Origin of the sequence: Streptomyces sp. NBC_01460 (genome assembly GCF_036227405.1) — a bacterium.
Lineage (GTDB): Bacteria > Actinomycetota > Actinomycetes > Streptomycetales > Streptomycetaceae > Streptomyces.
The window spans coordinates 7,578,269-7,603,204 of the sequence record NZ_CP109473.1; the positions used below are offsets into that span (position 1 = coordinate 7,578,269).

A 24,936-nucleotide genomic window follows, 5' to 3' on the forward strand; every position below is an offset into this window, starting at 1 on the left:
GGTACGAACCCCCGAGGGAGCCTGACGGGGTATCGGAGGGACAGCTTCGTCCTCGCGTCGGCCGGCCGCACCCTGCGGCCGGTGCATAGGTGTGGCCGGTTTTCGACCCGCCCTGTTCGTCGTCCCCGAAAACTCTCCCCAAAGGTGTCGCCGGCATGCAGGAAAACCACTCCCCCTCGTCGAATGCGGATCCCGAAGAGTTGCTCGCGCTGACTGCGGCCCAGCAAGGTGTCTGGTACGGGCAGTTGGTCGATCCGGACAGTCCGAAATACAACATCGGTGAATGCTTCGAGATTCACGGAGACCTCGACGAGGGGCTGTTCGCCGCCGCGCTCGGTCGGGCCGTCACGCTGTGCGACAGTCTCAACCTCGAGTTCGTCACCGCTGGGGAATCGGTTCGTCAGCGGGTCGTCCACCGCTCAGGGGCCGGACAGGCCGACCGGCTCCGTCTGGTCGACGTGTCCGGCGCCGCCGACCCCGCCGCCGAGGCCGAGCGCTACATGACGGACGACATGGCGACCGTCGACCGACTCGACGCCCCGCACCACCACTTCGCGCTCCTGCGACTCGGCCACCGGCTGCGCTACTGGTACCTCCGCTACCACCACGTCGCCGTCGACGGCATGGGCGGCGCCGTCTTCGCCCGCACCGTCGCCGACCTCTACGCACGGGCGGTGCGCGGCGAGGACCTCGCGGCGGCCGAGCTGCCCGTCACCCCCCTGAGCGACCTCATAGCCGACGAGGCGGCCTACGACGGTTCGGCCCGTCACGAGGCCGACCGTGCCTACTGGACGGGCAAGTTCGCCGACCTGGCCACCGGGCGACCGGCGGACGCGGAGGGTGCCCGGACCGACGCGGACGCACGCGGCGGCACCTCGCTCATCCCCAGGCGGACCGACGCCCCGGCGCCGGAGGACCTCACCTCGGCGGACACCCGGCTGCACAGCGGGGAAACCCTGCCCGTCACCGTCCTGGACGGCCTGCGGCGGCTCGCGACCGCCGGCCGCACCAGCTGGACCGCCGTCCTCGTGAGCGCCGTCGCCGCCTATGTGGGGCGGGTCACCGGCACCCAGGACGTCAGCGTGGGACTCGCCTCCAACGGCCGTCACGGGGGGCTGCGGCACGTCGTCGGGATGACCGCCAACATCCTGCCGATCCGACTGACCATCACCCCGGACACCACGGTCGGCGCCCTCGTTCGCGCCGTCGCCGACGAGATGCGCGGCGCCCTGCGCCACCGCCGCTTCTCCCGCGAGCAACTGGCCCGCGAACTCCACATGGCCGACGGCGCGGCGCGCCTGACCGACGTCGTCGTCAACATCATGGGCTACGACTACGACCTCGACTTCGACGGCAGCCCCGCCAGGTCCCGCGTGCTGTCCATCGGCCCCGTCGACGACGTCTCCTTCTTCCTCTCCGAACGGTCGGAGGGGACCGGGCCCCTGATCGGCTTCGACACCAACGCGGAGCTGTACCGCCCCGAGGACGTCGGGCTGCACCAGAGGGCCATCGTCTCCTTCCTGACGGCCCTGTCCGGCGCGTCCGCCGACCTCCCCCTCCACGACCTGCCGTTCCTCGACGACGGAGAGGCCGAGACCCTGCTCCGGCAGGGACGCGGCGCCGCACTCCCGGCACGCTCCGTGGCGTCGAGCCTGCCCGAGGTGTTCGGCGCGTGGGCACGCCGGACACCGGACGCCCCGGCGGTCGTGGACGGCGCCGTCACGCTCACCTACCGGGAGGTGGCCCGGGCGGCGCAGGACCTGGCAGGCGCCCTGGCCGGCTGGGGCATCGGCGCCGAGGACGGCGTCGGCGTCCTCGTGGGACGCTCGGCGGCCGTCGTGCCGGCCACACTCGGCCCGGTCGCGGCCGGTGCCGCCTACGTACCGATGGACGCGGCCTGGCCGCACGAACGGCTCGCCCGTGTCGCGGAAATCGCCCACGTCCGCGCCCTGGTGGTCGACGAGGCCGCCGCCGGACAGCCCTGGGTGGCGCAGACGGCCTCCACCGTCCCGGTGATCGTCGTCGATGCGCTCGGCGGCATCGTGCGCGGTGCTCCGCCGCGCCCGGGACAGCCACCGCACGCGGTCCTCGCCGACCAGCTGGCCTACGTCATGTTCACCTCGGGCTCCACCGGACTGCCCAAGGGAGTCGGTGTCACCCATGCCGACGTCCTCGCGCTGGCGGCCGACACCACCTGGGCGGACGGCGTCTCCGACGTCGTCCTGCTGCACTCGGCCCACGTCTTCGACGCGTCGACCTTCGAGATCTGGGTGCCCCTCCTCAACGGCGGCCGGGTGGTCGTCGCACCGGGCGGAGTCCTGGAGGCACGGACCGTCGAGGAGATGACCGGCCGTCACGGGGTGACCGCCCTGTTCCTCACGACCGCCCTGTTCAACCTGGTGGCCGAGACGGACCCGTCGGCCTTCTCCGGGCTCCGCCTGGTCGCCGCCGGGGGCGAGGCCGCCTCGACCACGCTGATGCAGCGCGTGGCCGCCGCCTCGCCGGCCACCGGCGTCCTGCACGTCTACGGCCCCACCGAGACCACGACCTTCGCCACTCGCCATCCGGTGGCGGCCGGAACGGCGGGCGTGCCGCCCATCGGCCGGGCCCTGGACGGAATGCGCCTGTACGTGCTCGACGGCGCCCTCGGCCTGGTCCCGCCCGGTGTCGTGGGGGAGCTGTACGTCGCCGGTCACGGGGTCGCCCGCGGTTACCAGGGCCGCGCCGCCTCGACCGCGGCCCGGTTCGTCGCCGACCCGTACGACACGTCCGGCGGCCGTATGTACCGCACCGGCGACCTCGTGCGCTGGACCGCCGGCGGTGACATCGAGTACGTCGGGCGCGTGGACGGCCAGGTCAAGCTCCGCGGATTCCGCATCGAGCCCGCCGAGATCGAGAACGTCCTGCTCACCGACGAGGCCGTGCGCGCCGCCTGCGTACTGGTCCGCGAGGACATACCCGGTGACCGGAGGCTCGTCGCGTACGTCGTGCCCGCCCCCGGCACCCGGCCGGACGGCGCCGCCCTGGCCCGCCGTGTCGGGAACGCCCTTCCCGCGTACATGGTGCCCTCCGTGTTCGTCCCCCTCGACGCGCTGCCCCTCAACACCAACGGGAAGATCGACCGCCGCGCCCTGCCCGCGCCCCGCGCCTCCGTCACCGCCGGCCGATCCCCGCGCACCGCCTACGAGGAGGTCCTGGCGGGGCTGTTCGCCGACGTCCTGGGCGTGGACGCCGTCGGCATCGACGACAGCTTCTTCTCCCTGGGAGGCCACTCCCTGCTCGCCACCCGCCTCACCGGGCGGATACGCGCGGCCCTGGACGCCGAACTCACCCTGCGTACGCTCTTCGACCACCCCACCGTGGCCTCCCTCGCGACCGTCCTCGACACCGCCGCACCGGCCCGGCCCGCACTCACCCCGCAGGAGCGGCCCGAGGCGGTGCCGCTCTCCTTCGCCCAGCAGCGCCTCTGGTTCCTCAACCGGACCGAGGGCTCGGGCGACACGTACACCGTCCCGCTCGTCCTCGAACTCGACGGCCCCCTGGACACGGAAGCCCTGCGCGGCGCCCTGGCCGACGTCGTCGCCCGGCACGAGAGCCTGCGCACCGTCTTCTCCGAACACGACGGTGTGGCCCGCCAGGTGGTCCTCGACGCGGACGCCGCGGGAACACTCGTCCCGCTGGCCGTCGAGCCGGCGCCCTCCGGGCAGGAGACCGCGGCCTGGGCCGAGGCGACGGTGCGCCGCCTCGCCGCCGCTCCCTTCGACCTCAGCGGTGACACGGCGGTCCGTGCCCGGCTGCTCCGCCTCGGCCCCACCCGCCACGTCCTCGTCCTCGTCCTCCACCACGTCGTCGCCGACGGCTGGTCCCTCGCCCCGCTCAGCCGTGACCTCGGCGCGGCCTACCGGGCCAGACACGAGGGCAGGGCCACGCCCGACTGGCCCCCGCTGCCCGTCCAGTACGCCGACTACGCCCTCTGGCAGCGCCGCCTGCTCGGGGACGACGGCGACCCCGACGGCCTGGCCGCACGCCAGCTCACCTTCTGGCGGGAGGCGCTCCGAGGCGCCCCCGGCCTGCTCGACCTGCCCCTCGACCGGCCCCGGCCGGCCGTGCCCAGCCACCGAGGGGACACCGTGCCCTTCGAGCTGCCCTTGCCCGCGCACGAGGCGCTCGTACGGCTGGCGCGTGCGGTGGGCTGCACCCCGTTCATGGTGCTCCAGGCCGCCCTCGCCGTGACGCTGGGGGCGCACGGTGCCGGCAGCGACATCCCGCTGGGCACGGCGGTGGCCGGACGCACCGACGACGCCCTGGAGGAGCTGGTCGGGTTCTTCGTCAACACCGTCGTCCTGCGCACGGACCTCTCCGGCGACCCGACCTTCCGTGAACTGCTCGGCCGGGTGAAGGAGTCCGGCATCGCCGCCCTCAGCCACGGAGACCTCCCGTTCGAACGGATCGTGGAAGCGCTCAACCCCGAGCGGTCGGCCGACCACCACCCCCTGTTCCAGACCATGCTGGTCCTCCAGAGCCAGGAGCGGACGGCCCTCGACCTGCCCGGCATCACCGTCCACGACCGGTCCCGCCACACCGGCGTCAGCAAATTCGACCTGACGTTCTCGCTGACCGAGGTCACCGGCCCCGGCGCCCCCGCCGAGCCGGCGGCCGGCACGGCGGCGCCCGGGCATGCCGCTCCCGCCGGGAGCGGCTCCGACGGCGCCCCCGCAGGCCTCGGCGGCTACCTGGAGTACGCCACCGACCTCTTCGACGCCGCCACCGCCCGTGCCCTGTGCGGCCGCTTCGCGCACCTCCTCACCCAGGCGGTGACCGACCCCGACCGCCCCATCGGTGATCTCGACCCGCTCGTGCCCGGCGAGCGCGCACGGCTCCTCGGGCAGGGCCGCGGCGCGGAGCGGATCCACCCCGCCCCCACCGCCCCCGAAGCGGTCAGGCAGTGGGCGTCGCGCACTCCCCACGCGATCGCCGTACGGGACGCGCACACGCGCCTCACCTACGCCGAGCTCGACACCCGGGCCGACGCCCTCGCCCAGCTCCTGCGCGAGCGGGGCGCGGGCCGTGAGGAGCGGGTGGCCCTCGCCGTGCCGCCGTCGGTGGACACCGTCGTCGCCATGCTGGCCGTCCTGCGGGCGGGCGCCGCCTACCTGCCGGTCGACCCGCGGTACCCGGCCGCCCGGATCCTGCACATGCTGGAGGACGCACGGCCCGTCCTGCTGCTCACCACCACGGACGTCCGACGGGACATGCCCGCCTGCGACATACCGTGGCTCGCCCTCGACGACCCGTCCGTCCGGCCCGCCCACCGCGCGCCCGCTCCGGGCACGCCCCACCCGGCGGATCCCGCGTACGTCATCTACACCTCCGGCTCCACCGGCCGTCCCAAGGGCGTGGTGGTGGAACACGCCGCCCTGGCCGGCCACATGGCCTGGATGGCGCGCCACCTCGGCATCACCCCGGAGGACCGGGTCCTCGCCCGTACCTCCACCAGCTTCGACGCCTCCGTGTGGGAGCTGTGGCTGCCCCTGATGAACGGTGCCGAGGTCTGCGTGCTGCCGGCCGACGCCAACCAGGAGCCCCCGGCCCTCGTCTCCTGGATGAGCCGGTACGGGGTGACGATCGCCCAGTTCGTCCCGTCGCACCTGGCCCTCGTCCTCGCCGAGGCGGCGCAGGCCGCCCCGCTGCCGGCCCTGCGCGCCGTCCTGTGCGGCGGCGAACCACTGCCGCGCTCCCTCGCCGACGACGTCGCCGGCCTCTGGCGGACCGAGGTCCACAACCTCTACGGGCCGACCGAGGCGACCATCGACGCCACCGCCCACCGGGCCGGCGGTCACGGGGACGCCGGGACACCGTCGGAGACCGTCCCGATCGGCCGCCCCGTCGACACCATGCGCGCCTACGTGCTCGACGAGAGGCTGCGGCCCGTGCCGCCCGGCGTCACCGGCGAGCTGTACCTGTCGGGCCCCCACCTCGCCCGCGGCTACCTGGAGCGCAGGGGTCTCACCGCTGCCCGGTTCGTCGCCGACCCGTTCGACGCCACCGGCGCCCGCATGTACCGGACGGGCGACCTCGTGCGCGCGAACCGGGACGGTCTGCTCGACTACGTGGCCCGCGCCGACGACCAGGTCAAGCTCCGCGGCTTCCGCATCGAGCTGGGCGAGGTCGAGGCCGCCCTCCTGGCCGGACCCGGCGTCACGGCCGCGTGCGCCATGATCCGCGAGGACGTACCCGGCCGGCCCCGCCTCGTCTGCTACGCCGTCGCCGGCGATCCCGCTCCCCGCGCCGCCGACCTGCGCGACGGTCTCGCGGAGGCACTGCCGCACTACATGGTGCCGGGCGCCGTCGTCGTCCTGGACGACCTCCCGCTCCTGCCCAACGGCAAGGTGGACCGGCGCGCACTGCCGGATCCCGGCCAGGACACCGGGATCCCCGCCGCCCGGAGCGGCAGCACGTTCCAGGAGGACCTGCTCGCCGGCGTCTTCGCCGACGTCCTTGACCGGCCCCATGTGGGCCCGCACGACAGTTTCTTCGACCTGGGCGGGCACTCGCTCCTCGCCATGCGCGTCGTCAGCCGCGTCCGAGCCGTCCTGGGCGCCGAGACCGGCGTACGCACCCTCTTCGAGCACCCGACGGTGGCGGGGCTGGCCCGCGTCCTCGACACCCGGCGCGGCGCGCGGCCTCCGGTCCTGCCCGCGGTACGGCGCCCCGAACGGCTGCCGCTGTCCTTCGCGCAGCAGCGCCTGTGGTTCCTCAACCGGCTGGAGGGCCCGAGCTCCGCCTACAACATCCCGCTCGTCCTCGAACTGGAGGGCGTACCGGACGTCGACGCGCTCCGGGCCGCTCTGCGCGACGTCGTGGAACGGCACGAGGCGCTCCGCACCCTCTTCCCCGAACAGGACGGTGTGCCCTACCAGTCGGTCCTTCCCGCCGACGCCGCCACGCCCCCGCTTCCTCTCGTGACCACGGCCCCCGCCGACCTGGAGGCGCGCGTCCTGGCCGCCGTGTGCGAGCCGTTCGACGTCGTCACGGATCCGCCGCTCCGCGCGTCGCTGCTGCGTTCCGCACCCGGCCACCACGTCCTGGTGCTGGTCCTGCACCACATCGCGGGCGACGGCTGGTCGCTCGCCCCGCTCGCCCGTGACCTCGGTGAGGCCTACCGGGCGCGGACCGAGGGTGTGGAGCCGTCCTGGGCGGAGCTCGGCGTCCAGTACGCCGACTACACGCTGTGGCAGCACACCGCCCTGGGGGACGGCGCCGAGCCGGAGAGCGCGCTGCGGCAGCAGCTCGACCACTGGCACACGGCGCTGGCGGGTCTGCCCGGCCTGATCGACCTGCCGCTGGACCGGCCGCGCCCGGTCACGACCGACCCGCGAGGTGCCGTCCACACCTTCGAGGTGCCACCGTCCCTGCACTCCCGACTGCTGGTCCTGGCGCGGGAGTCGGGCAGCAGCCTCTTCATGGTGCTCCAGGCGGCCGTGGCCACGCTTCTGCACCGCCACGGCGCGGGTGACGACATCCCGCTCGGCTCACCGGTCGCCGGCCGCTCGGACGAGGCCCTGGAGGACCTGGTCGGGTTCTTCGTCAACACGCTCGTCCTGCGCACGGACCTGTCCGGCAATCCCTCCTTCCGCGAACTGCTCGTACGCGTGAGGGAGTTCGACCTCTCGGCCTACGGGCACCAGGATGTGCCCTTCGAGCGCCTCGTCGAGAGCCTCAACCCCGTCCGGGCCCGCAACCACCACCCGCTGTTCCAGACCATGCTGGTCCTGCAGAACCAGGAGACGGCCCGTGCCGACCTGCCGGGCCTGACCGTCGAGGACCGCCTCGTCCACAACGGCCTCAGCAAGTTCGACCTCACCTTCGCCTTCACCGAGGAGCGCGCCGGGGACGGGCTCACCGCCGGGATCGAGTACGCCACCGCTCTCTTCGACCGCACCACCGTCGAGACCCTGGCGGCCCGTCTCGTCCGCCTCCTGGAGCAGGTGGCCGACGACCCCGGCCTGCCTCTCGCGGGCTACGACGTGATGACACCGGACGAGCGGAACCGCGTCCGCCACTGGGGCACGGGCCGGGCCCTGTCCGCCGGTTCGGCGTCCGCCACCCTGCCCGCGCTCTTCGCGGCCCAGGCGCTCCGCGCTCCGCGGGCGGTCGCCGTCAGCGGCGACGGCACCACCCTCACCTACGCCGAGCTCGACCGTCTGTCCGCCGAACTGGCCGGCGCCCTGGCCGGCCTCGGCGTCGGTCCCGAAGCCGGGGTCGGCGTGCTGCTCGGCCGCTCGCCGGCCGTGGTGACGGTGTCCCTCGGGGCGGTCCGCGCGGCAGGCGCCTACGTCCCGCTGGACGCCCGCTGGCCCGGGGAACGGCTCGAACAGGTCGCCGGGGCGGCGTCCGTGCGGGTCCTCGTCGTCGACGAGGAGGCCCTCGCCACCCCCTGGGTGACCGAGACCGCCCGCCGGACACCGGTCGTGACGGTCGACCGGACCGGCCGGATCCTGCGGGGCGCACCCGCGCGGCCCGGCGTTCCCGCGGCCGTACCCGGCGCCGGCGCCCTCGCCTACGTGATGTCCACGTCCGGCTCCACCGGTCTGCCCAAGGGGGTCGGCGTCACGCACGCCGACGTCGTGGCGCTGGCCTCGGACTCCGCCTGGGACGACGGGGCCGCCGACGCGGTCCTGATGCACTCGGCGTACGTCTTCGACGCCTCCACCTTCGAGATCTGGGCTCCGCTGCTGCGTGGCGGCCGGATCGTCGTCGCGCCGGACGGGGTTCTGGAGGCCCGTGTCCTCGGCGACGCCGTGCACGAGCACGGGGTGACCGCCGTCTTCATGACCACGGCCCTGTTCAACGTGATCGCGGAGACCGATCCGGGTGCCTTCGCCGGCCTCCGCCTCGTGTGCGCCGGAGGGGAACTGGCCTCCCCGGACGCCATGCAGCGGGTGGCCGGCACCGCGCCCGGCGTACGCGTCCTCCACGTCTACGGCCCCACCGAGACGACCACGTTCGCCACCCGCTACGACGTGACACCCGGCCTGCCCCCGGGCCCGCCGCCCATCGGGCGCGCCCTGGACGGGATGCGCCTGTACGTCCTCGACGGTTCCCTGGGCCCGGTCCCGCCGGGCGTCGTGGGGGAGCTGTACCTCGCCGGACGCGGTGTGGCACGCGGATACACGGGACTCCCGGGCCTGACCGCCACGCGCTTCGTGGCCGATCCGTACGACCCGGAGGGCGGGCGCATGTACCGCACCGGCGACCTCGTGCGGTGGACCGGCGACGGGCAGATCGCGTACGTCTCCCGGGCCGACGGCCAGGTGAAGCTGCGCGGCTACCGCATCGAACCGGGCGAGATCGAGTCCGTGCTGGCCTGCCTCGACGGCGTCGCCGACTCCTTCGTCGTCGTCCGCGAGGACATCCCCGGCGACCGGCGGCTCGTCGCGTACGTGGTCCCCGGCCCCGGGGCGAGCCCCGACCCCGGCGAGCTCGCCCGGGCGGTCGGCCGGTCCCTGCCCGCCTACATGGTGCCCTCCGCCTTCGTCACGCTCGACGCGCTGCCGCTGACGGTCAACGGCAAGGTGGACCGCCGCGCCCTGCCCGCACCGGGCCACCACGCCCCGGACCAGGGGCGTACGGCGCGTACCGCCCGCGAGGAGATCCTCTGCGCGGTCTTCGCCGACGTGCTCGGCCTGGACGGCGCCGGGGTCGACGACGACTTCTTCTCCCTGGGTGGCCACTCCCTGCTCGCCACCCGGCTCGCCGCCCGGATCCGCACCGCGCTCGCCGTGGAGGTCCAGGTCAAGGCGGTCTTCGAGCACCCCACCCCGGCCGCGCTCGCCGCCGCGCTGGACGGCGCGGAAGAGGCCAGGAGACCTCTGGAACGGACCCCGGTCCGCCCCGAGCCGCTGCCGCTCTCCTTCGCGCAGCAGCGCCTGTGGTTCCTCGGCCGGCTCGAAGGGCCCGGCGCCACCTACAACGTGCCCCTCCTGCTCCGCCTCGACGGCCCGCTCGACGTGGACGCCCTGGAGAGCGCCCTCGCGGACGTCGTCGACCGCCACGAGAGCCTGCGCACCGTCTTCCCCGACACCGACGGCGTGGCGCGCCAGCTCGTCCTCGGCGCCGAGGAAGCCGACCTCGATCTGACGCCGTACGACACCGAACCGGCACGCCTCGACGAGATCCTGGCCGCCGAGGTGGCGCACCCCTTCGACGTGAGCACGGAACTCCCCGTGCGGGCACGGCTGGTGCGGACCGGTGCGGAGAGCCACGTCCTGGTGCTGGTCCTGCACCACATCGCGGGCGACGGCTGGTCGCTCGCCCCGCTCGCCCGTGACCTCGGTGAGGCCTACCGGGCACGGACCGAGGGCGTGGAGCCCTCCTGGACGGAGCTCGGCGTCCAGTACGCCGACTACACCCTCTGGCAGCGCGCGCTGCTGGGCGACGAGAACGACCCGTCCAGCCAGGCGGCCCGCCAGCTGGACTTCTGGCGCACCGCGCTGGCCGGCGCCCCCGACCTGCTCGCCCTGCCCTACGACCGGCCCCGCCCCGCCGTCACGGCCTACCGCGGGGACGCGTTCACGTTCCCCGTCGACGCGGACACCCACCGGGCCCTGACGGACCTCACCCGGGCCCGCGGATGCAGCCTCTTCATGGTGCTCCAGGCGGCGCTCTCGGTGCTCCTCTCCCGCCACGGCGCCGGTGACGACATCCCGCTCGGCACCGCGGTCGCCGGGCGCACCGACGAGGCCCTCGACGACCTGGTCGGATTCTTCGTCAACACCCTGGTCCTGCGCACCGACCTGACCGGTGACCCCACCTTCGGCGAGGTCGTCGACCGGGTCCGGGAGTTCGACCTGGCCGCCTACGCCCACCAGGACGTGCCGTTCGAGCGGCTCGTGGACGCCCTCGGCCCGGTCCGCGCCCAGGACCACCACCCGCTCTTCCAGACGATGCTCGTCCTCCAGAACCAGGCGGACGCCACCGTCGACCTGCCCGGTCTCGCGGTGACGGAACAGCACGTGCACACCGGCATCAGCAAGTTCGACCTGACGTTCACCTTCACCGAGACGCGCGACGCGACGGGGCGGCCGGCCGGCCTCGACGCCGTCCTGGAGTTCTCCACCGACCTCTTCGAACCCGCCACCGCCCGGACGCTGGCGGCCCGGCTGACCCGCCTGCTCGCCTCGCTCGCCGCCGACCCCGGCCAGCGGGTCCACGCCGCAGAGGTCCTGGACGCGGACGAACGGCAGAGCCTCGACCGTGCCGCGCACGGCCCGGTCCGGCCCCTGACGGCGCGCACGGCTCCCGAGGCGTTCCGCGCACAGTGCGCCCGGACGCCCGGGGCGAGGGCCGTGCGGGACGGCACGGACGGTCTCACCTTCGCCGAGCTCGACGTGCTCTCGGACGACCTGGCGCACCACCTGCACGGCAGGGGCATAGGCGAGGGCGACCTCGTCGCCCTCGCTCTCGAAGGCACCGCGGACCAGGTCGTGGCAATGCTGGCGGTGGCCAAGGCGGGCGCCGCCTACCTGCCCGTCGACCTGGAGTACCCCGCGGCGCGTATCGCGTACATGCTCGACGACGCGCGGCCCGCGCTGCTCCTCACCCATGGCACCGCCCGTGCCGCGCGGCTCGCCCCGTCCGTCCCGTGCCTCCCGCTCGACGAACGGGCCGCCTGGTCCACCGGGGGTACCCCGCCCGCCGCCGCGGCGCCGGATCCCCGCGACGCGGCCTACGTGATCTACACCTCGGGCTCCACCGGACGGCCCAAGGGCGTCGTCGTCACCCACGCCTCCCTGACGAACCACATGGCGTGGATGGCGGACCACCTCGGCCTCACCGACGACGACCGCGTCCTCGCCCGCACCTCGCCGAGCTTCGACGCCTCGGTCTGGGAGACCTGGCTGCCGCTCCTGCACGGCGGTGCCACCTGCCCCGTGCCGCCTGCCGTCAACCACGACCCCGCCGGGCTGCTGGCCCGGATGCGCGACGCGGGCGTCACCCTCGTGCAGTTCGTGCCCCCGCACCTCTCGCTCGTCCTCACCGAGACCCGCGCCGACGAGGCTCCGGCGACCCTGCGGGCCGTCCTCTGCGGCGGTGAGCCCCTGCCCCGCTCCCTGGCGGAGCGCGTCGGTGAGGCGTGGCGCGTCGAGGTGCACAACCTGTACGGACCCACCGAGACGACCATCGACGCGACCGCCCACCACCACCGGCGCGGTGACGCGGGGAGCTCCGTGGGGGAGGGGAGCGTGCCGCTCGGCCGCCCTGTCGACAACACCCGCGCCTACGTCCTGGACGCCGGTCTCCGGCCGGTCCCGGCCGGCGTCACCGGTGAGCTGCACATCGCGGGGGACGGACTCGCGCGCGGCTACCTCGGACGCCCCGGCCTGACCGCCGGGAGGTTCGTCGCCGATCCGTTCGGGCCCCCGGGAAGCCGCATGTACCGCACGGGCGACCTCGTGCGACGGGACGCCGACGGCCTGCTCACCTACGTCTCCCGCGCCGACGACCAGGTCAAGCTCCACGGCTTCCGCATCGAACTCGGCGAGATAGAGGCGGCGCTGACCGCGCTCGACGGCATCGCCGCCGCCTGCGCCCTCGTCCGCGAGGACCGTCCGGGCGAGCGGCGCCTGGTCGCCTACACCGTCCCCGGCCCGCGGGGCGGAGCCCCGGCGCCCGACGACGGCGAGATACGGGCCCGCCTGGCGTCGGCGCTGCCGCCGTACATGGTGCCCGCCGTCCTCGTCCCCCTCGACGCGCTGCCGCTGACGCCGAACGGCAAGACCGACCGGCGCGCCCTGCCCGTCCCGGAGCGCCCTGCCGCCGGCCGGCCGGGCGGGGAGCCGCGCACCGCGCAGGAACGCGTCGTACGCGACGTGTTCGCCTCGGTCCTGCGCGCCCCCGCCGTACGCACCGACGACGACTTCTTCGCCCTCGGCGGCGACAGCATCCTCTCCATCCAGCTGGTCAGCCGGGTCCGCGAGGCCGGCCTCGGCATCACCCCGCGCGACGTCTTCGTCCACCGCACGCCCGAGGCCATCGCGGCCGCCGCCACCGCGCTCGACCGGGCAGCCGCCCCGCCGGCGGGTCAGGGCACGGGGGAGATGCCGCCGACCCCCATCGCCGCCTGGTTCCTGGAGCGGCCCGGTGCCACGGACGGCTACAACCAGTCCGGGGTGCTGCGCACACCCGCGGGGGCCGACGAGGGCTCGCTCGTCGCCGCGCTCCAACTCCTCATCGACCACCACGACATGCTCCGGCTGCGGGTCACCCGCCCGGTGGAGGGCGGCCCCGTCCTCGAAGCCCTGCCGCCCGGCACCGTGCCGGCCCGCGACCACTTCACCAGGATCGACGTCTCCGGTCTCGGTGCCGACGCCGTCCGCGCCGCGGTCACCGAGGCCGGCGAGGAGTCGCGCAGGCGGCTGCGCCCCGCACAGGGGGATGTCGTCGAGGCCGTCTGGTGCGACGCGGGCCCCCACACCCGCGGGCGGCTGCTGCTGGTCGTGCACCACCTGGCCGTCGACGCGGTCTCCTGGCGTGTCCTCGCCGCCGATCTGGCCGTCGCCTGGCGTGCGGTCACCGGTCCGGCGGTGTCCGGCGGGGGCGTCCCCGCCACGGCGCCGGCCCTGTCCGCCGTCACCACGTCCTACCGGGACTGGGCACTGCTCCTGTCCGCGCAGGCGCGGGAAGCCGGCCGTGAGGCGGAACTCCCGCTGTGGGAGGCGGTGTCGAGGACCCCGGACCCGCAGCTGGGCTACCGGCTGCTCGACCCCCACCTGGACACCGCGGACCGGACGCGCACCCTGACCACGCACCTGCCCGCCGACCTGACGGAGCCGTTGCTCACCAGCGTCCCCGCCGCCTTCCACGCCGGGGTGGACGACGTCCTGCTCACGGCCCTCGCGCTCGCGGTCTGCTCCTGGCGCGCGGAACGCGCCGCCGTGCTCGGCGGATCCCAGCCGGGCACCACCGGCGTGCTCCTCGACCTGGAGGGCCACGGCCGCGAGCAGATCGCGGACCACATCGACCTGACCCGCACGGTCGGCTGGTTCACCAGCCTGTACCCCGTACGGATCGACCCCGGGCCCGTCGACGCGCGCGATCCCCGTCCCTTCGGCCCCGCGCTGGTCGAGCGCGCCCTCAAGCGCGTCAAGGAGCAGCTGCGGGCCGTCCCCGACCACGGTGTCGGCTACGGGATGCTGCGGCACCTCAACCCCGCCACCCGGCCCCGGCTGGCCGGCGCGCCGCAACCCCAGATCGGCTTCAACTACCTGGGCCGGTACGCGGCTTCACCGGAAGGTGAGGGCGCGGACTGGGACGTGGTGCTCGACGGCGGCGGGCCGCGCAGCCAGGACCCGGACATGCCCGTCCACCACGTGCTCGACATCAACGCGCACACCGAGGACCTCCCGGACGGACCACGCCTGGTGACCCGCTGGACCTGGCCCAGCGACCTCCTCAAGGAGGAGGACATGGAGGCGCTGTCCGACGCCTTCACCCGGGCCCTCGGCGCCCTCGCCGAACACACCGGACGACCCGGCGCGGGTGGCTGGACACCGTCCGACCTTCCCCTGGTCTCACTCGACCAGACCCAGATCGACCGACTTCAGACCATGTGGGGTGGACGCAAGTGACAGGCTTCCAACTGGAGGACGTACTGCCGCTGACGCCGTTGCAGTCAGGCATGCTCTTCCACGCGCTGTACGACTCCCGGGCCGTGGACGTCTACACCGCGCAGTTCGTCTTCGACATCGAGGGGTCCGTCGAGGTCCCCGCACTGGAGGCAGCCGTCGCCGGGCTGCTGCGGAGGCACGCCAACCTGCGGGTCGGCTTCCTCCACGAGGGCCTGGACGAGCCCGTGCAGGCCGTCGCCGCGCGGGTCCCGGTGCCGCTGGAGGAGCTGGATCTGAGCGGTGCGGACGGCACGGTACCCCCGGAGGAGCGGCTCACCGCGTTCCTCGCCGCCGACCGCACCCGCCGCTTCGACCTCACCGCTCCGCCGCTGATGCGGTTCACCCTGGTGCGCACCGCGCCGCTGCGTCACCGGCTGGTCATGACGAGCCATCACATCCTGCTCGACGGCTGGTCGATGCCCTTGCTCGTGCGGGAGCTGTTCGAGCTGTACGCACACCACGGCGACGACAGCACCCTGCCGCGCGTCGCCCCGTACCGCACCTACCTCGCCTGGCTGGCGCAGCAGGACCGGGACGCCGCTCTGGACGCCTGGCGCACCGCCCTGGCGGGGATCGAGGCGCCGACCCGGCTCACCGGGCACGGCGGCCCCCACGTGCCCGACTCCGGTGAGCTGCCCGGAACCCTCGTCCTCACCCTGGACGCGGCCACGACACACAGGCTGCGCGAGACGGCCCGCGCCCACCGCCTGACCCTCAACACCCTGGTCCAGGGTGCCTGGGGGCTGCTCCTCTCCCATCTCACCGGGCGCGCCGACGTCGTGTTCGGGACGACCGTGTCCGGCCGGCCGCCCGAGATCCCCGGCGTCGAGTCGATGGTCGGCCTGTTCATCAACACGGTGCCCGTGCGGGTCCGCCCGGAGCCCGGAGACACCCTGTCCGCACTCCTGACCCGGCTCCAGGGGGAGCAGGGGCAGCTCCTCGGCAGCCAGCACGTGGGCCTGACCGAGATACGCGGTGTCACCGGGCTGGACGAACTCTTCGACACACTGGTCGTGTTCGAGAACTACCCGCTGGACGCCGAGGCCCTGCGCACCGCGCAGCAGGGGCTGCCGGGGCTCTCCGTCACGGGGTTCAGCGGCACGGACGCCGCCCACTACCCGCTCACCCTCACCGTGGCCCCGGGCGACACCCTCAGGATCACCTTCGGCTACCGGGCCGCGGTCCTCGGCCGCGACGAGGTGACCCGTACCGCCACCCGCCTGCAGGCTCTGCTGACAGCGATGGCGGAAGGGCTCGACCGCGGGGCCGACGCCTTCCCCGTCCTCCTGGACGGTGAGCGTGACACCCTGATCGCCCAGGGCGTCGGCGCCGAACTCGCCCGCCGCACCGACGACGTGAGCGTTCCGGACGCCGTCGCCCGGCGTGCCGCCCGCCACCCGGACCAGGTGGCGGTGACCGGCGCGGGCGAACACGTGACATATCGTCAACTCAACGACCTTTCCGATGAGCTGTCCCGGGCTCTGACCGGTCTGGGAGTCGGCGCGGAGGACGGCGTCGGCATCCTCATGGGACGCTCGGCAGCGCAGGTCACCACCTCGCTGGCCGTCCTGCGCGCCGGCGCCGCCTATGTGCCGCTCGACCCGAACTGGCCCGTCGAACGGCTCGCCCGCGTCACCGAGGCGATTGCCCCGCGCGCCCTGATCGTCGACGAGTCGACCGGCGCACACCCCTGGGTGCGGCAACTCGGCCCCGAGGTGGCGGTGGTGTGCGTCGACGCCGCCGGGCGGATCCGGAAGGGCGGTCCCGACGCTCCCGGAGCCCTCACCCCCGTCACGGGCGGCGACCGGCTCGCGTACGTGATGTTCACGTCCGGCTCCACCGGCCTGCCCAAGGGCGTGGGCGTCAGCCACGCCGACATCACCGCGCTCGCGGCCGACCGCACCTGGGACGGCGGCGCCGTCGACGCCGTCCTGCTGCACTCGGCGTACGTCTTCGACGCCTCCACCTTCGAGATCTGGGCCCCCCTCCTCAACGGCGGCCGCGTGGTCGTCGCCCCCGAGGGCACCCTCCAGCCGGCCGTGCTCCGCGACCTCGTGGACCGGCACGGTGTGACGGGGGCGTTCCTGACGACGGCCCTGTTCAACGTCTTCGCCGACACCGACCCGGGCGCCCTCGGCCTGCTGCGCCTGGCCGCCACCGGAGGCGAGGCCGCCGCGCCCGGCGTCCTCCAGCGTCTCGCCGCCGACCACCCGGACACCGCGTTCCTGCACGTCTACGGTCCGACGGAGGCCACCACCTTCGCCACCCGTCGCCGTGTCCTGCCCGACGACACCCCAGGTGGCGTGCCCTCCATCGGGCGGCCGCTCGACGGCGTGCGCGCCTACGTCCTGGACGGATCCATGCGGCCGGTGCCGTCCGGGGCCGAGGGCGAGCTGTACGTGGCGGGCCCCGGCGTGGCCCGCGGCTACCTGGGACGCCCGGGCCTCACCGCGACCCGCTTCGTGGCCGACCCGTTCGCGGGCGACGGGGCACGCATGTACCGCACCGGAGACCTCGTGCGCCGGAGCGCCGACGGCAGCCTGTACTACGTGGCCAGGGCCGACCAGCAGATCAAGCTGCGCGGCCACCGCATCGAACCCGCCGAGATCGAGGCGGTGCTCCGCGCCGAGCCGTCCGTGCGGACCGCCTGTGTGCTGGTCCGGGAGGACCTGCCCGGTGAGCGCACCCTCACCGCCTACGTCGTCCCCGCCCCCGGGCACACTCCCGACCCCGAGCTGCTCGCCGCCCATGTGGGCCGCCACCTGCCCGCCTACATGGTGCCGGCCGCCGTACAGCCGCTCGACGCGCTGCCGCTCACCCCCAACGGGAAGCTCGACCGGGCGGCCCTCCCCGCGCCCGCCACCGCACCCTCGGCCGCCCTGCACCGGCTGCCGCGCGACGCGTACGAGGAGATCCTCGCCGGGCTGTTCGCGGAGGTGCTCGGGGTGGCCCGCGTCGGTGTCGACGACAGCTTCTTCGCACTCGGCGGCCACTCCCTCACCGCCACCCGGCTGGCAGGCCGGGTCCGCGCGGCCCTGGGCACCGAGACAGAGATCCGCACCCTCTTCGAGAACCCCACGGTCGCGGCACTCGCCGTCGCCCTCGCGAACACGGAGCGGGCCGCTCGTCCCGCGCTCGTCCCGCAGGAACGCCCTGCCGCGCTCCCCCTGTCCTACGCCCAGCAGCGGCTCTGGTTCCTCCACCGGCTGGAGGGCCCGTCCGCCACGTACAACATCCCCTTCGTCGTGCGCCTGGACGGGCCGCTCGACCCGGAGGCCCTGCGTACGGCGCTCCGCGACGTCGTCGTACGGCACGCGGCCCTGCGCACCGTCTTCCCCGAGCACGACGGCGGTCCGGTCCAGCACATCACCGGTCCGGACGACGTCGACCTCCCGCTCACCGTCGAATCCGTCCGCGAGGACCGGCTCTCCGACCGGATCGCGGAGGCCGCGACCGCGCCCCTCGACATCGAGCACCGCCTCCCGGTCGAAGCGACCCTGCTGCGCCTGGCCGACGACGCGCACGTCCTGGTCCTCGTCGTCCACCACATCGCCGCCGACGGCTCGTCCTTGGCGCCCCTCGCCCACGACCTCGGCGTCGCCTACGGCGCCCGCCTCCGCGCCGAGGACCCCGTGTGGGCCGGACGGCCCGTCGACTACGCCGACCACACCCTCTGGCAGCGCCGCCTGCTCGGCGACGAACAGGACCCGGAGAGCATGGTGGCACGCCAGCTCGCCCACTGGAGGAAGGCGCTGGACGGGCTGCCGCAGATGGTCGACCTGCCGTGGGACCGGCAGCGCCCGGCCGTTCCCCGGCACCTCGGCGCCACCCATGACGTCGCCCTCGACGGCGACACCGCCCGTCAGATCGCCGCCCTCGCCCGTGACCGGGGCTGCAGCGTCTTCATGGTGCTCCAGGCCGCCCTGTCCCTCCTGCTCTCCCGCCACGGCGCGGGCGACGACATCCCCCTGGGCACGGCCGTCGCCGGACGCACCGACGAAGCCGCCTCGGACATCGTCGGACTCTTCGTGAACACGCTCGTGCTCCGCACGGACCTGTCCGGCGACCCGACCTTCCTCGAACTCCTCGACCGGGTGAAGGAGTTCGACCTCTCCGCGTACGCCCACCAGGACGTGCCCTTCGAGCGCCTGGTGGAACTGCTCAACCCTCCGCGTTCGCAGAACCACCATCCGCTCTTCCAGACGATGCTCGTCCTCCAGAACCACACCCCGGCCGCCCCCCTGGACCTCCCCGGACTCACCGCCCGCGGCGTGCCGCTCGACCCCGGGGTCAGCAAGTTCGACCTGTCGTTCACCTTCACCGAGACGTACGACGAGGGCGGCGCGCCCACCGGCATGAGAGCCGCCGTCGACTACGCGACGGAACTCTTCGACCCGGCCACGGTCCACGCCCTCGCCGACCGGCTCGTCCTGCTCCTCACCGAGGTCACGGCCGACCCCGGACGCCCGCTGCGCGCCTACGACGTCCTCACCGCCGGCGAGCGCACCCTCCTCACCGACCGGGGCACCGGACCCGCCGGCGACCTGCCCGGTGCGACCGTCCCCGCTCTCTTCGAGGCGTGGGCGCGGCGTACCCCGGACGCCCCCGCGGTCCGCGACGCCGCCACGACGCTCACCTACGCCGAACTCGACGCCCGCGCCGACCTCCTCGCCCACCACCTCACGGCGATGGGCATCGGCCCCGAGGACCGGGTGGCCGTCGCCCTGCCCCGCACGCACGACCTGGTCGTGACCCTCCTCGGCGTCCTCAAGGCCGGGGCGGCGTACGTGCCGCTCGACCCCGACTACCCGGCCCGGCGCCTGTCCTACATGCTCGACGACGCCCGGCCACGCCTGCTGCTCACGACGCCCGCCGTCCACCGCCGCCTGCCGGTGTCCCAGGTGCCCCACCTGCACGTCGGAGACCTGGGAGCCGTCCCGGCGGCCCCACGGGCCCACCCCGCCCCCGCACTCCGCCCGGCGAACCCGGCGTACGTCATCTACACGTCCGGCTCCACCGGCCGCCCCAAGGGCGTCGTGGTCACCCACCAGGGCGTCGGCGCCATGGTCAGGACCCAGACCGAGCGGCTGCGCGTCGCCCCCGGCAGCCGGGTCCTGCACATGGCCTCCGTCAGCTTCGACGCCGCGTTCTGGGAGCTGTGCATGGGGCTCCTCTCGGGAGCCTGCCTGGAGATCGACGAACGGGACGCCCTGCTGCCCGGCCCCGCCCTCGCGGCCCTGGTCCAGGAACGGGGCATCACGCACCTCACCCTGCCGCCCGCCGTCCTCACGGTGATGCCGCCGGACTCCCTGCCCGCCGGGACGACGATGGTCCTCGCCGGTGAGGCGTGCCCGCCCGCCCTCGTGCGCGACTGGGCGGGGGACCGGTTCCTGGTCAACGCCTACGGCCCGACGGAGACCACCGTCTGCGCCACCATGAGCGGCTTCCAGCACGAGGGCGGGCAGCCCGCCCCCGACCGCACCGTGCCCATCGGGGTCCCCGTCGACGGCACCCGGGTCCACGTCCTGGACCACCGGCTCGCGCCCGTGCCGCCCGGTGTCGTCGGCGAACTGTACGTGTCCGGCGCGGGGGTGGCCCGCGGCTACCACGGCCGGGCGGCCCTGACCGCGTCCCGCTTCGTCGCCGACCCCTTCGACCGCACGGGCGGCCGCATGTACCGCACCGGTGATCTGGTGCGGTGGACCGCCGACGGGGAACTCCTCTACGTCTCCCGCGTCGACGACCAGGTCAAGCTCCGCGGTTTCCGCATCGAACTCGGGGAGATCGAGGCCGCGCTGACCGCCCTGCCCGGCGTCGCGGCGGCCTGTGCCGTCGTCCGCGAGGACAGGCCCGGCGACCGCCGGCTCGTGGCGTACACCGTGGCCGCGGCCGGCGCGGCCGGCCCGTCCGAGACGGAGGCGCGCTCCCACCTCGCCACGCTTCTCCCCGACCACATGGTCCCCGCCGTCTGCGTGCGTCTCGACGCCCTGCCCCTCACGCCCAACGGCAAGACGGACCGGCGCGCCCTCCCCGCGCCCGACCACGTCGCACCGCCCGGAGGGCGCCCGCCCCGCACCGCGCGCGAGCGCGCCCTGTGCGAGGTATTCGCCACGACGCTCGGCGTGCCCGAGGTCGGCGTCACGGACGACTTCTTCGCCCTCGGCGGCCACTCGCTGCTCGCCGTCACCCTGGCCCGGCGCATCGACGAACGCTGCGGCCGGCGCCTCAGCCTCCGGGCCCTCTTCGCGGCACCGACCGTCGAGGGCGTCGACCGCCTCCTTGCGCGCGCCGCCGGGGAGGAGGACCCGGCCCACGACGCCGCGCCCGACCTGGCGGCCGAGGTCCGGCTGCCCGCGGACATCACGAGTACGGGCCGTCCGGGCGCCGGACCGGAGGTCCCGCCTGCCCGCAGAGCCCTCCGACCCGGCGCCCGGCCCTTCCTGACCGGCGCTTCGGGCTTCCTCGGCGCCTTCCTCCTGCGCGACCTCATCGAGACCACCGACGGCCCCGTCGACTGCCTCGTACGGGCCGGGGACGAGCGCCGCGCGGCCCACCGGCTGCGGGCCAACCTGGAGCACTACGGCCTCTGGCGCCCCCGGTACGCAGAGCTGATCCACCCCGTCCCGGGCGACCTCGCCGCCCCGGGTCTGGGGCTGTCACCCGAGACCCGGGCCGCCCTGGTCCGCCGCCTCGGCCCCGTCCTGCACAACGGCGCGCACGTCAACTTCGCCGCCGGGTACGGCGATCTGCGCGCCCCCAACGTGGCCGGCACGGAGGAACTGCTGCGCCTGCTCGCCGACTCCGCCTCACCCGGGATGCACCACGTCTCGACCACCGGCGTCTACGCCCCGGTGGGCGGCACGGGCGACGCCACCATCACCGAGGAGACCCCGACGGGCCCGCCGTCCGGTCTGCCGGACGGCTACGCGCAGAGCAAGTGGGTCGCCGAGGGGCTGGTCGGCCTGGCCCGCGAACGCGGCCTGCCCGTGACCGTCCACCGCCCCGGCCGCATCAGCGGCGACACCGTCACCGGTGCCTGCCAGGACCGCGACCTGCTGTGGCAGCTCATCAAGGGGTGCCTCCAGGCGGGAGCCGTGCCGGACCTGCCGTACGGGTCGACGGACTGGGTGCCCGTGGACCACGTCAGCGCGGCGGTCGTCGCACTGGCCCTGACCGGGCGGGACGGCGCGGCGACCTACCACCTCACCAACCCGGACGCGCCCGGGCTGGAACGCGTCTTCGAAGTGGCGCGCCGTCTCGGGCACGACCTGCGGACGGTTCCCGCGTCGCAGTGGCAGGCCCTCGTCGCGGGACAGCACGACAACGCGGCGCAGCTGTTCCTCGGCGACGAGGGGCGGACCCGGCGCGACACGCAGGACCGCCGCCGCTTCGACTCCCACCGGACGGCCGCCGCCGCGGCTGCCCTGGGAGCCCATCTGCCACCGATCACCGACGACGTCCTGACCCGCTATCTGACGTACTTCCACGGGACGGGCTTCCTGCCGGCCCCGCGTGGGGCACGGGCGGTGCGGTAGCCCCGTGCGCCGTGCGGAGCCGGCCGCGCCGTCAGGACTCCGACGGGGTCCTGACGGCGACGGCCGGCGGGACGAAGTCCGCCGCGAGCTGCTCCGGCGTGCGGGGGCCCGCCGTCGTCGCGTCCAACAAGCCGTGGGCGCGCAGCAGTTGGGTCGTCGCGATGCCCCACGGCAGCCGAAGTCCGGCCTCCCGCAGGAGATCCGTGCGGGCCAGCGTCTCGGGCGCCGGCCCGGCCCGGACGCCGGCCGGGGTGAGAAGCGCGACGTCGTCGGCCCACCGCAGGGCGAGGTCCACGTCGTGGGTGGCCATCACGACGGTGGTGCCCCCTGCGCGCAGGGTGCCGAGGGTGGTGAGCAGCCGTTCCTGTCCGTCCGGATCGAGCCCGGCGGTCGGCTCGTCGAGGATCAGCACCCGGGGCCGCATCGCGACCGCGCCGGCGATGGCGGTCCGCTTGCGCTGCCCGTAGGAGAGGAGATGGGTCGGCCGGTCGGCCAGGGCGGCGATGTCCAGCGCGGCGAGCGCCTCGTCCACCCGGGCCCGCACCTCCGCGTCGGGCAGGCCGAGATTCAGCGGCCCGAACGACACGTCCTGGGAGACGGACGCGGCGAACAACTGGTCGTCAGGGTCCTGCACCACCAGTTGGACCGTCGTGCGCAGCCCGGTCAGTCCCTTGCGGTCGTACGTGACCGGCCGGTCCTCGACGGTCAACTGCCCCGCCTTCGGGCGCAGTCCACCGCTGAGGAGCCGCATCAGCGTGGTCTTGCCACTGCCGTTCCTGCCGAGCAGGGCGAGCGCACGCCCCTCACGCGCCTCGAAGTCCAGGCCACTGAGGACGGCGGGACCGTCCTCGTACGCGAAGGACGCGCCCCGCAGGGCGAGCAGCACGGAATCGCTCATGACAGAGGCCTTTCCAGAGCGAAGGTCAGGGCGGCGAGTGCTGCGAGCAGCACCACGCTCGCGGCTGTGAACCGGGCGGAGACACGGGCCTCGGGAACGAGGACGCGCAAGGTGCCGTCGTAGCCGCGCCCGGCCAGCCCCGACTGGAGCCGCGCAGCACGGTCGAAGGCCCGGATGAAGGCGGTGGCCCCCAGCCCGGCCAGGGAACGCCAGGCGGCCGCCCGGGTGGTGTGGCCGAGCCGGGCGGCCTGGGCCTCCCGGATCCGGCGCATCGAGTCGAGGAGCAGGAAGCTCATGCGGTAGGTCACCAGGGCGACGTCCACGACTGCCGCGGGCACCCCCGCCCCGACCAGGCGGGGCAGCAGGTCGGACATCGGCGTGGTGAACGCGAACAACAGGACACCGAGTGACGCGGCCGAGGTGCGCAACAGCAGCTCCCCGGCGCGGACCGGCCCTCCGTCGGCCAGGCCGACGAGCCCCTCCGGCCCGCCGACCTGCACGAGGAGCGTCGCCGCCCCGGTGACACAGAAGCCCAGCGGCACCCGGTACGCCCGCCACAGATGACGGGCGGACACGCCGGCCGGGCCCAGGAGCACGGAGACCGCGGTGACGAGGACCAGGACGGCACCGGGCCACGGCGGCAGCGAGATCGCCAGCACCGTCAGTCCCAGCCCGAGCACGGCCTTGTCGACGGGATGGCGGCGGCGCCAGCGACTGCTGTGCGCCGCCGCGTCGATCGGCAGCATGTGGGCTCAGGTCCTCCGGGCCGCGGACTCCCTGGCACGGCCTCCACCGTCCTGCGGTGCCCCCGCGCGCAGCTCGCCCTGACGGCGCCCGCGCCGCAGACCGAAGTAGTACGCGAGGACCCCCGCGCCGAGCGCCGCCTGGAGGGCGAACAGCGCCGACTCGATCTCACCGGAGGGCGGTTCGTACAGCGGGGAGAACCAGGGTTCGTAGCCGGGATCGATCTCCGTGATCGCCGTCTCCGCCTGCGCGTCGGCGCCGGCGAACGGCTCCTTCTCGTCGTCCCCGAGCCCCAGGGCCAGCGGCAGGACGGCCAGCGCGGCCACGACGAGCAGCAGAAGGGCGTTGATCTTCGTGTTCTTGTTCATCAGGCCACCGCCCCGGTCTTCTCTTCGGCCCCGGCGCGGGCCTGCTTGCCGGCGAGAAACACGCCGAGCCTGGTCAGATCACCCTTGCTGGACTGCACGAGGAGCCGCATCACCAGCACGGTCAGGAGCCCCTCGCTCACCGCGAGCGGGATCTGGGTGACCGCGAAGATGGAGCCGAACTTCCCGAGCGCCCCCAGGAACCCGGTGACCGGGTCCGGGAAGGCGAGCGCGAGCTGGACGCTGGTGACGCAGTAGGTGGACAGGTCGGCGACGAACGCCCCGAAGAACACCGCCACCATCAGCGGCACGGTGTAGCGGCGCAGCAGCTTGTAGACCGCGTATCCGGCCCAGGGCCCGACGATCGCCATCGAGAAGACGTTGGCGCCGAGCGTGGTCAGGCCGCCGTGCGCGAGCAGCAGCGCCTGGAACAGCAGGGTGATGGTGCCCAGCACCGCCATGATCGGCGGGCGGAACAGTATGGCGCCCAGCCCTGTGCCCGTGGGGTGGGAACAACTCCCGGTGACGGAAGGGAGCTTCAGGGCGGACAGGACGAACGTGAAGGCTCCGGAGGCGCCCAGGAGCAGGGTGCTCTCCGGGTTCTCCCTGACCTCACGTGTGAGTGACCGGACTCCGTGGACGACGAACGGCGCGGACGCGACACCCCAGGCGATCGCGTGCGCCGGAGGCAGAAATCCCTCGGCAATGTGCATGGCTCAGCAGAC

Annotated in this window: 6 protein-coding genes; 2 read left to right on the plus strand and 4 right to left on the minus strand. The window is 74.4% G+C overall.

The window, feature by feature from the left end:
• Window positions 1–155 precede the first annotated feature (155 nt).
• Complete coding sequence (locus OG488_RS34010) at window positions 156–14,630, plus strand: non-ribosomal peptide synthetase (protein WP_329236254.1); 14,475 nt, start codon at window positions 156–158, stop codon at window positions 14,628–14,630.
• The gene (locus OG488_RS34015; protein ID WP_329236255.1) at window positions 14,627–22,204 is read left to right on the plus strand and encodes a non-ribosomal peptide synthetase; all 7,578 of its coding nucleotides are present in this window, start codon (window positions 14,627–14,629) and stop codon (window positions 22,202–22,204) included. The genes OG488_RS34010 and OG488_RS34015 overlap by 4 nt, the downstream gene beginning before the upstream one ends.
• A gap of 31 nt (window positions 22,205–22,235) precedes the next feature.
• Here the strand turns inward: OG488_RS34015 and OG488_RS34020 are convergent, their stop codons facing one another.
• Genes OG488_RS34020 through OG488_RS34035 form a run of 4 tightly spaced genes read right to left on the minus strand, consistent with a single transcriptional unit; the run spans window position 22,236 to window position 24,924 of the window.
• Window positions 22,236–23,102, minus strand: coding sequence for an ATP-binding cassette domain-containing protein (locus tag OG488_RS34020; RefSeq protein WP_329236257.1), 867 nt, complete (start codon window positions 23,100–23,102; stop codon window positions 22,236–22,238).
• Window positions 23,099–23,848: a cobalt ECF transporter T component CbiQ gene (gene cbiQ, locus OG488_RS34025; RefSeq protein ID WP_329236259.1), complete on the minus strand. Its 750-nt coding sequence runs from the start codon at window positions 23,846–23,848 to the stop codon at window positions 23,099–23,101. Before cbiQ ends, OG488_RS34020 begins: the two co-directional genes overlap by 4 nt.
• Before the next feature lie 6 nt (window positions 23,849–23,854).
• Window positions 23,855–24,214 (minus strand): energy-coupling factor ABC transporter substrate-binding protein, encoded by a 360-nt coding sequence (locus tag OG488_RS34030; RefSeq protein WP_329236261.1) that lies wholly within the window; start codon window positions 24,212–24,214, stop codon window positions 23,855–23,857.
• Window positions 24,214–24,924, minus strand: coding sequence for an energy-coupling factor ABC transporter permease (locus tag OG488_RS34035; RefSeq protein WP_329236263.1), 711 nt, complete (start codon window positions 24,922–24,924; stop codon window positions 24,214–24,216). The genes OG488_RS34030 and OG488_RS34035 overlap by 1 nt, the downstream gene beginning before the upstream one ends.
• Window positions 24,925–24,936: the final 12 nt, after the last annotated feature.

Excerpts from the sequence above, each read along its gene's own strand:
- OG488_RS34030 (WP_329236261.1), bottom strand. The coding sequence starts at position 24,214 with ATGAACAAGAACACGAAGATCAACGCCCTTCTGCTGCTCGTCGTGGCC.
- OG488_RS34020 (WP_329236257.1), bottom strand. The coding sequence starts at position 23,102 with ATGAGCGATTCCGTGCTGCTCGCCCTGCGGGGCGCGTCCTTCGCGTAC.
- cbiQ (WP_329236259.1), bottom strand. The coding sequence starts at position 23,848 with ATGCTGCCGATCGACGCGGCGGCGCACAGCAGTCGCTGGCGCCGCCGC.
- OG488_RS34035 (WP_329236263.1), bottom strand. The coding sequence starts at position 24,924 with ATGCACATTGCCGAGGGATTTCTGCCTCCGGCGCACGCGATCGCCTGG.
- OG488_RS34010 (WP_329236254.1), top strand. The coding sequence starts at position 156 with ATGCAGGAAAACCACTCCCCCTCGTCGAATGCGGATCCCGAAGAGTTG.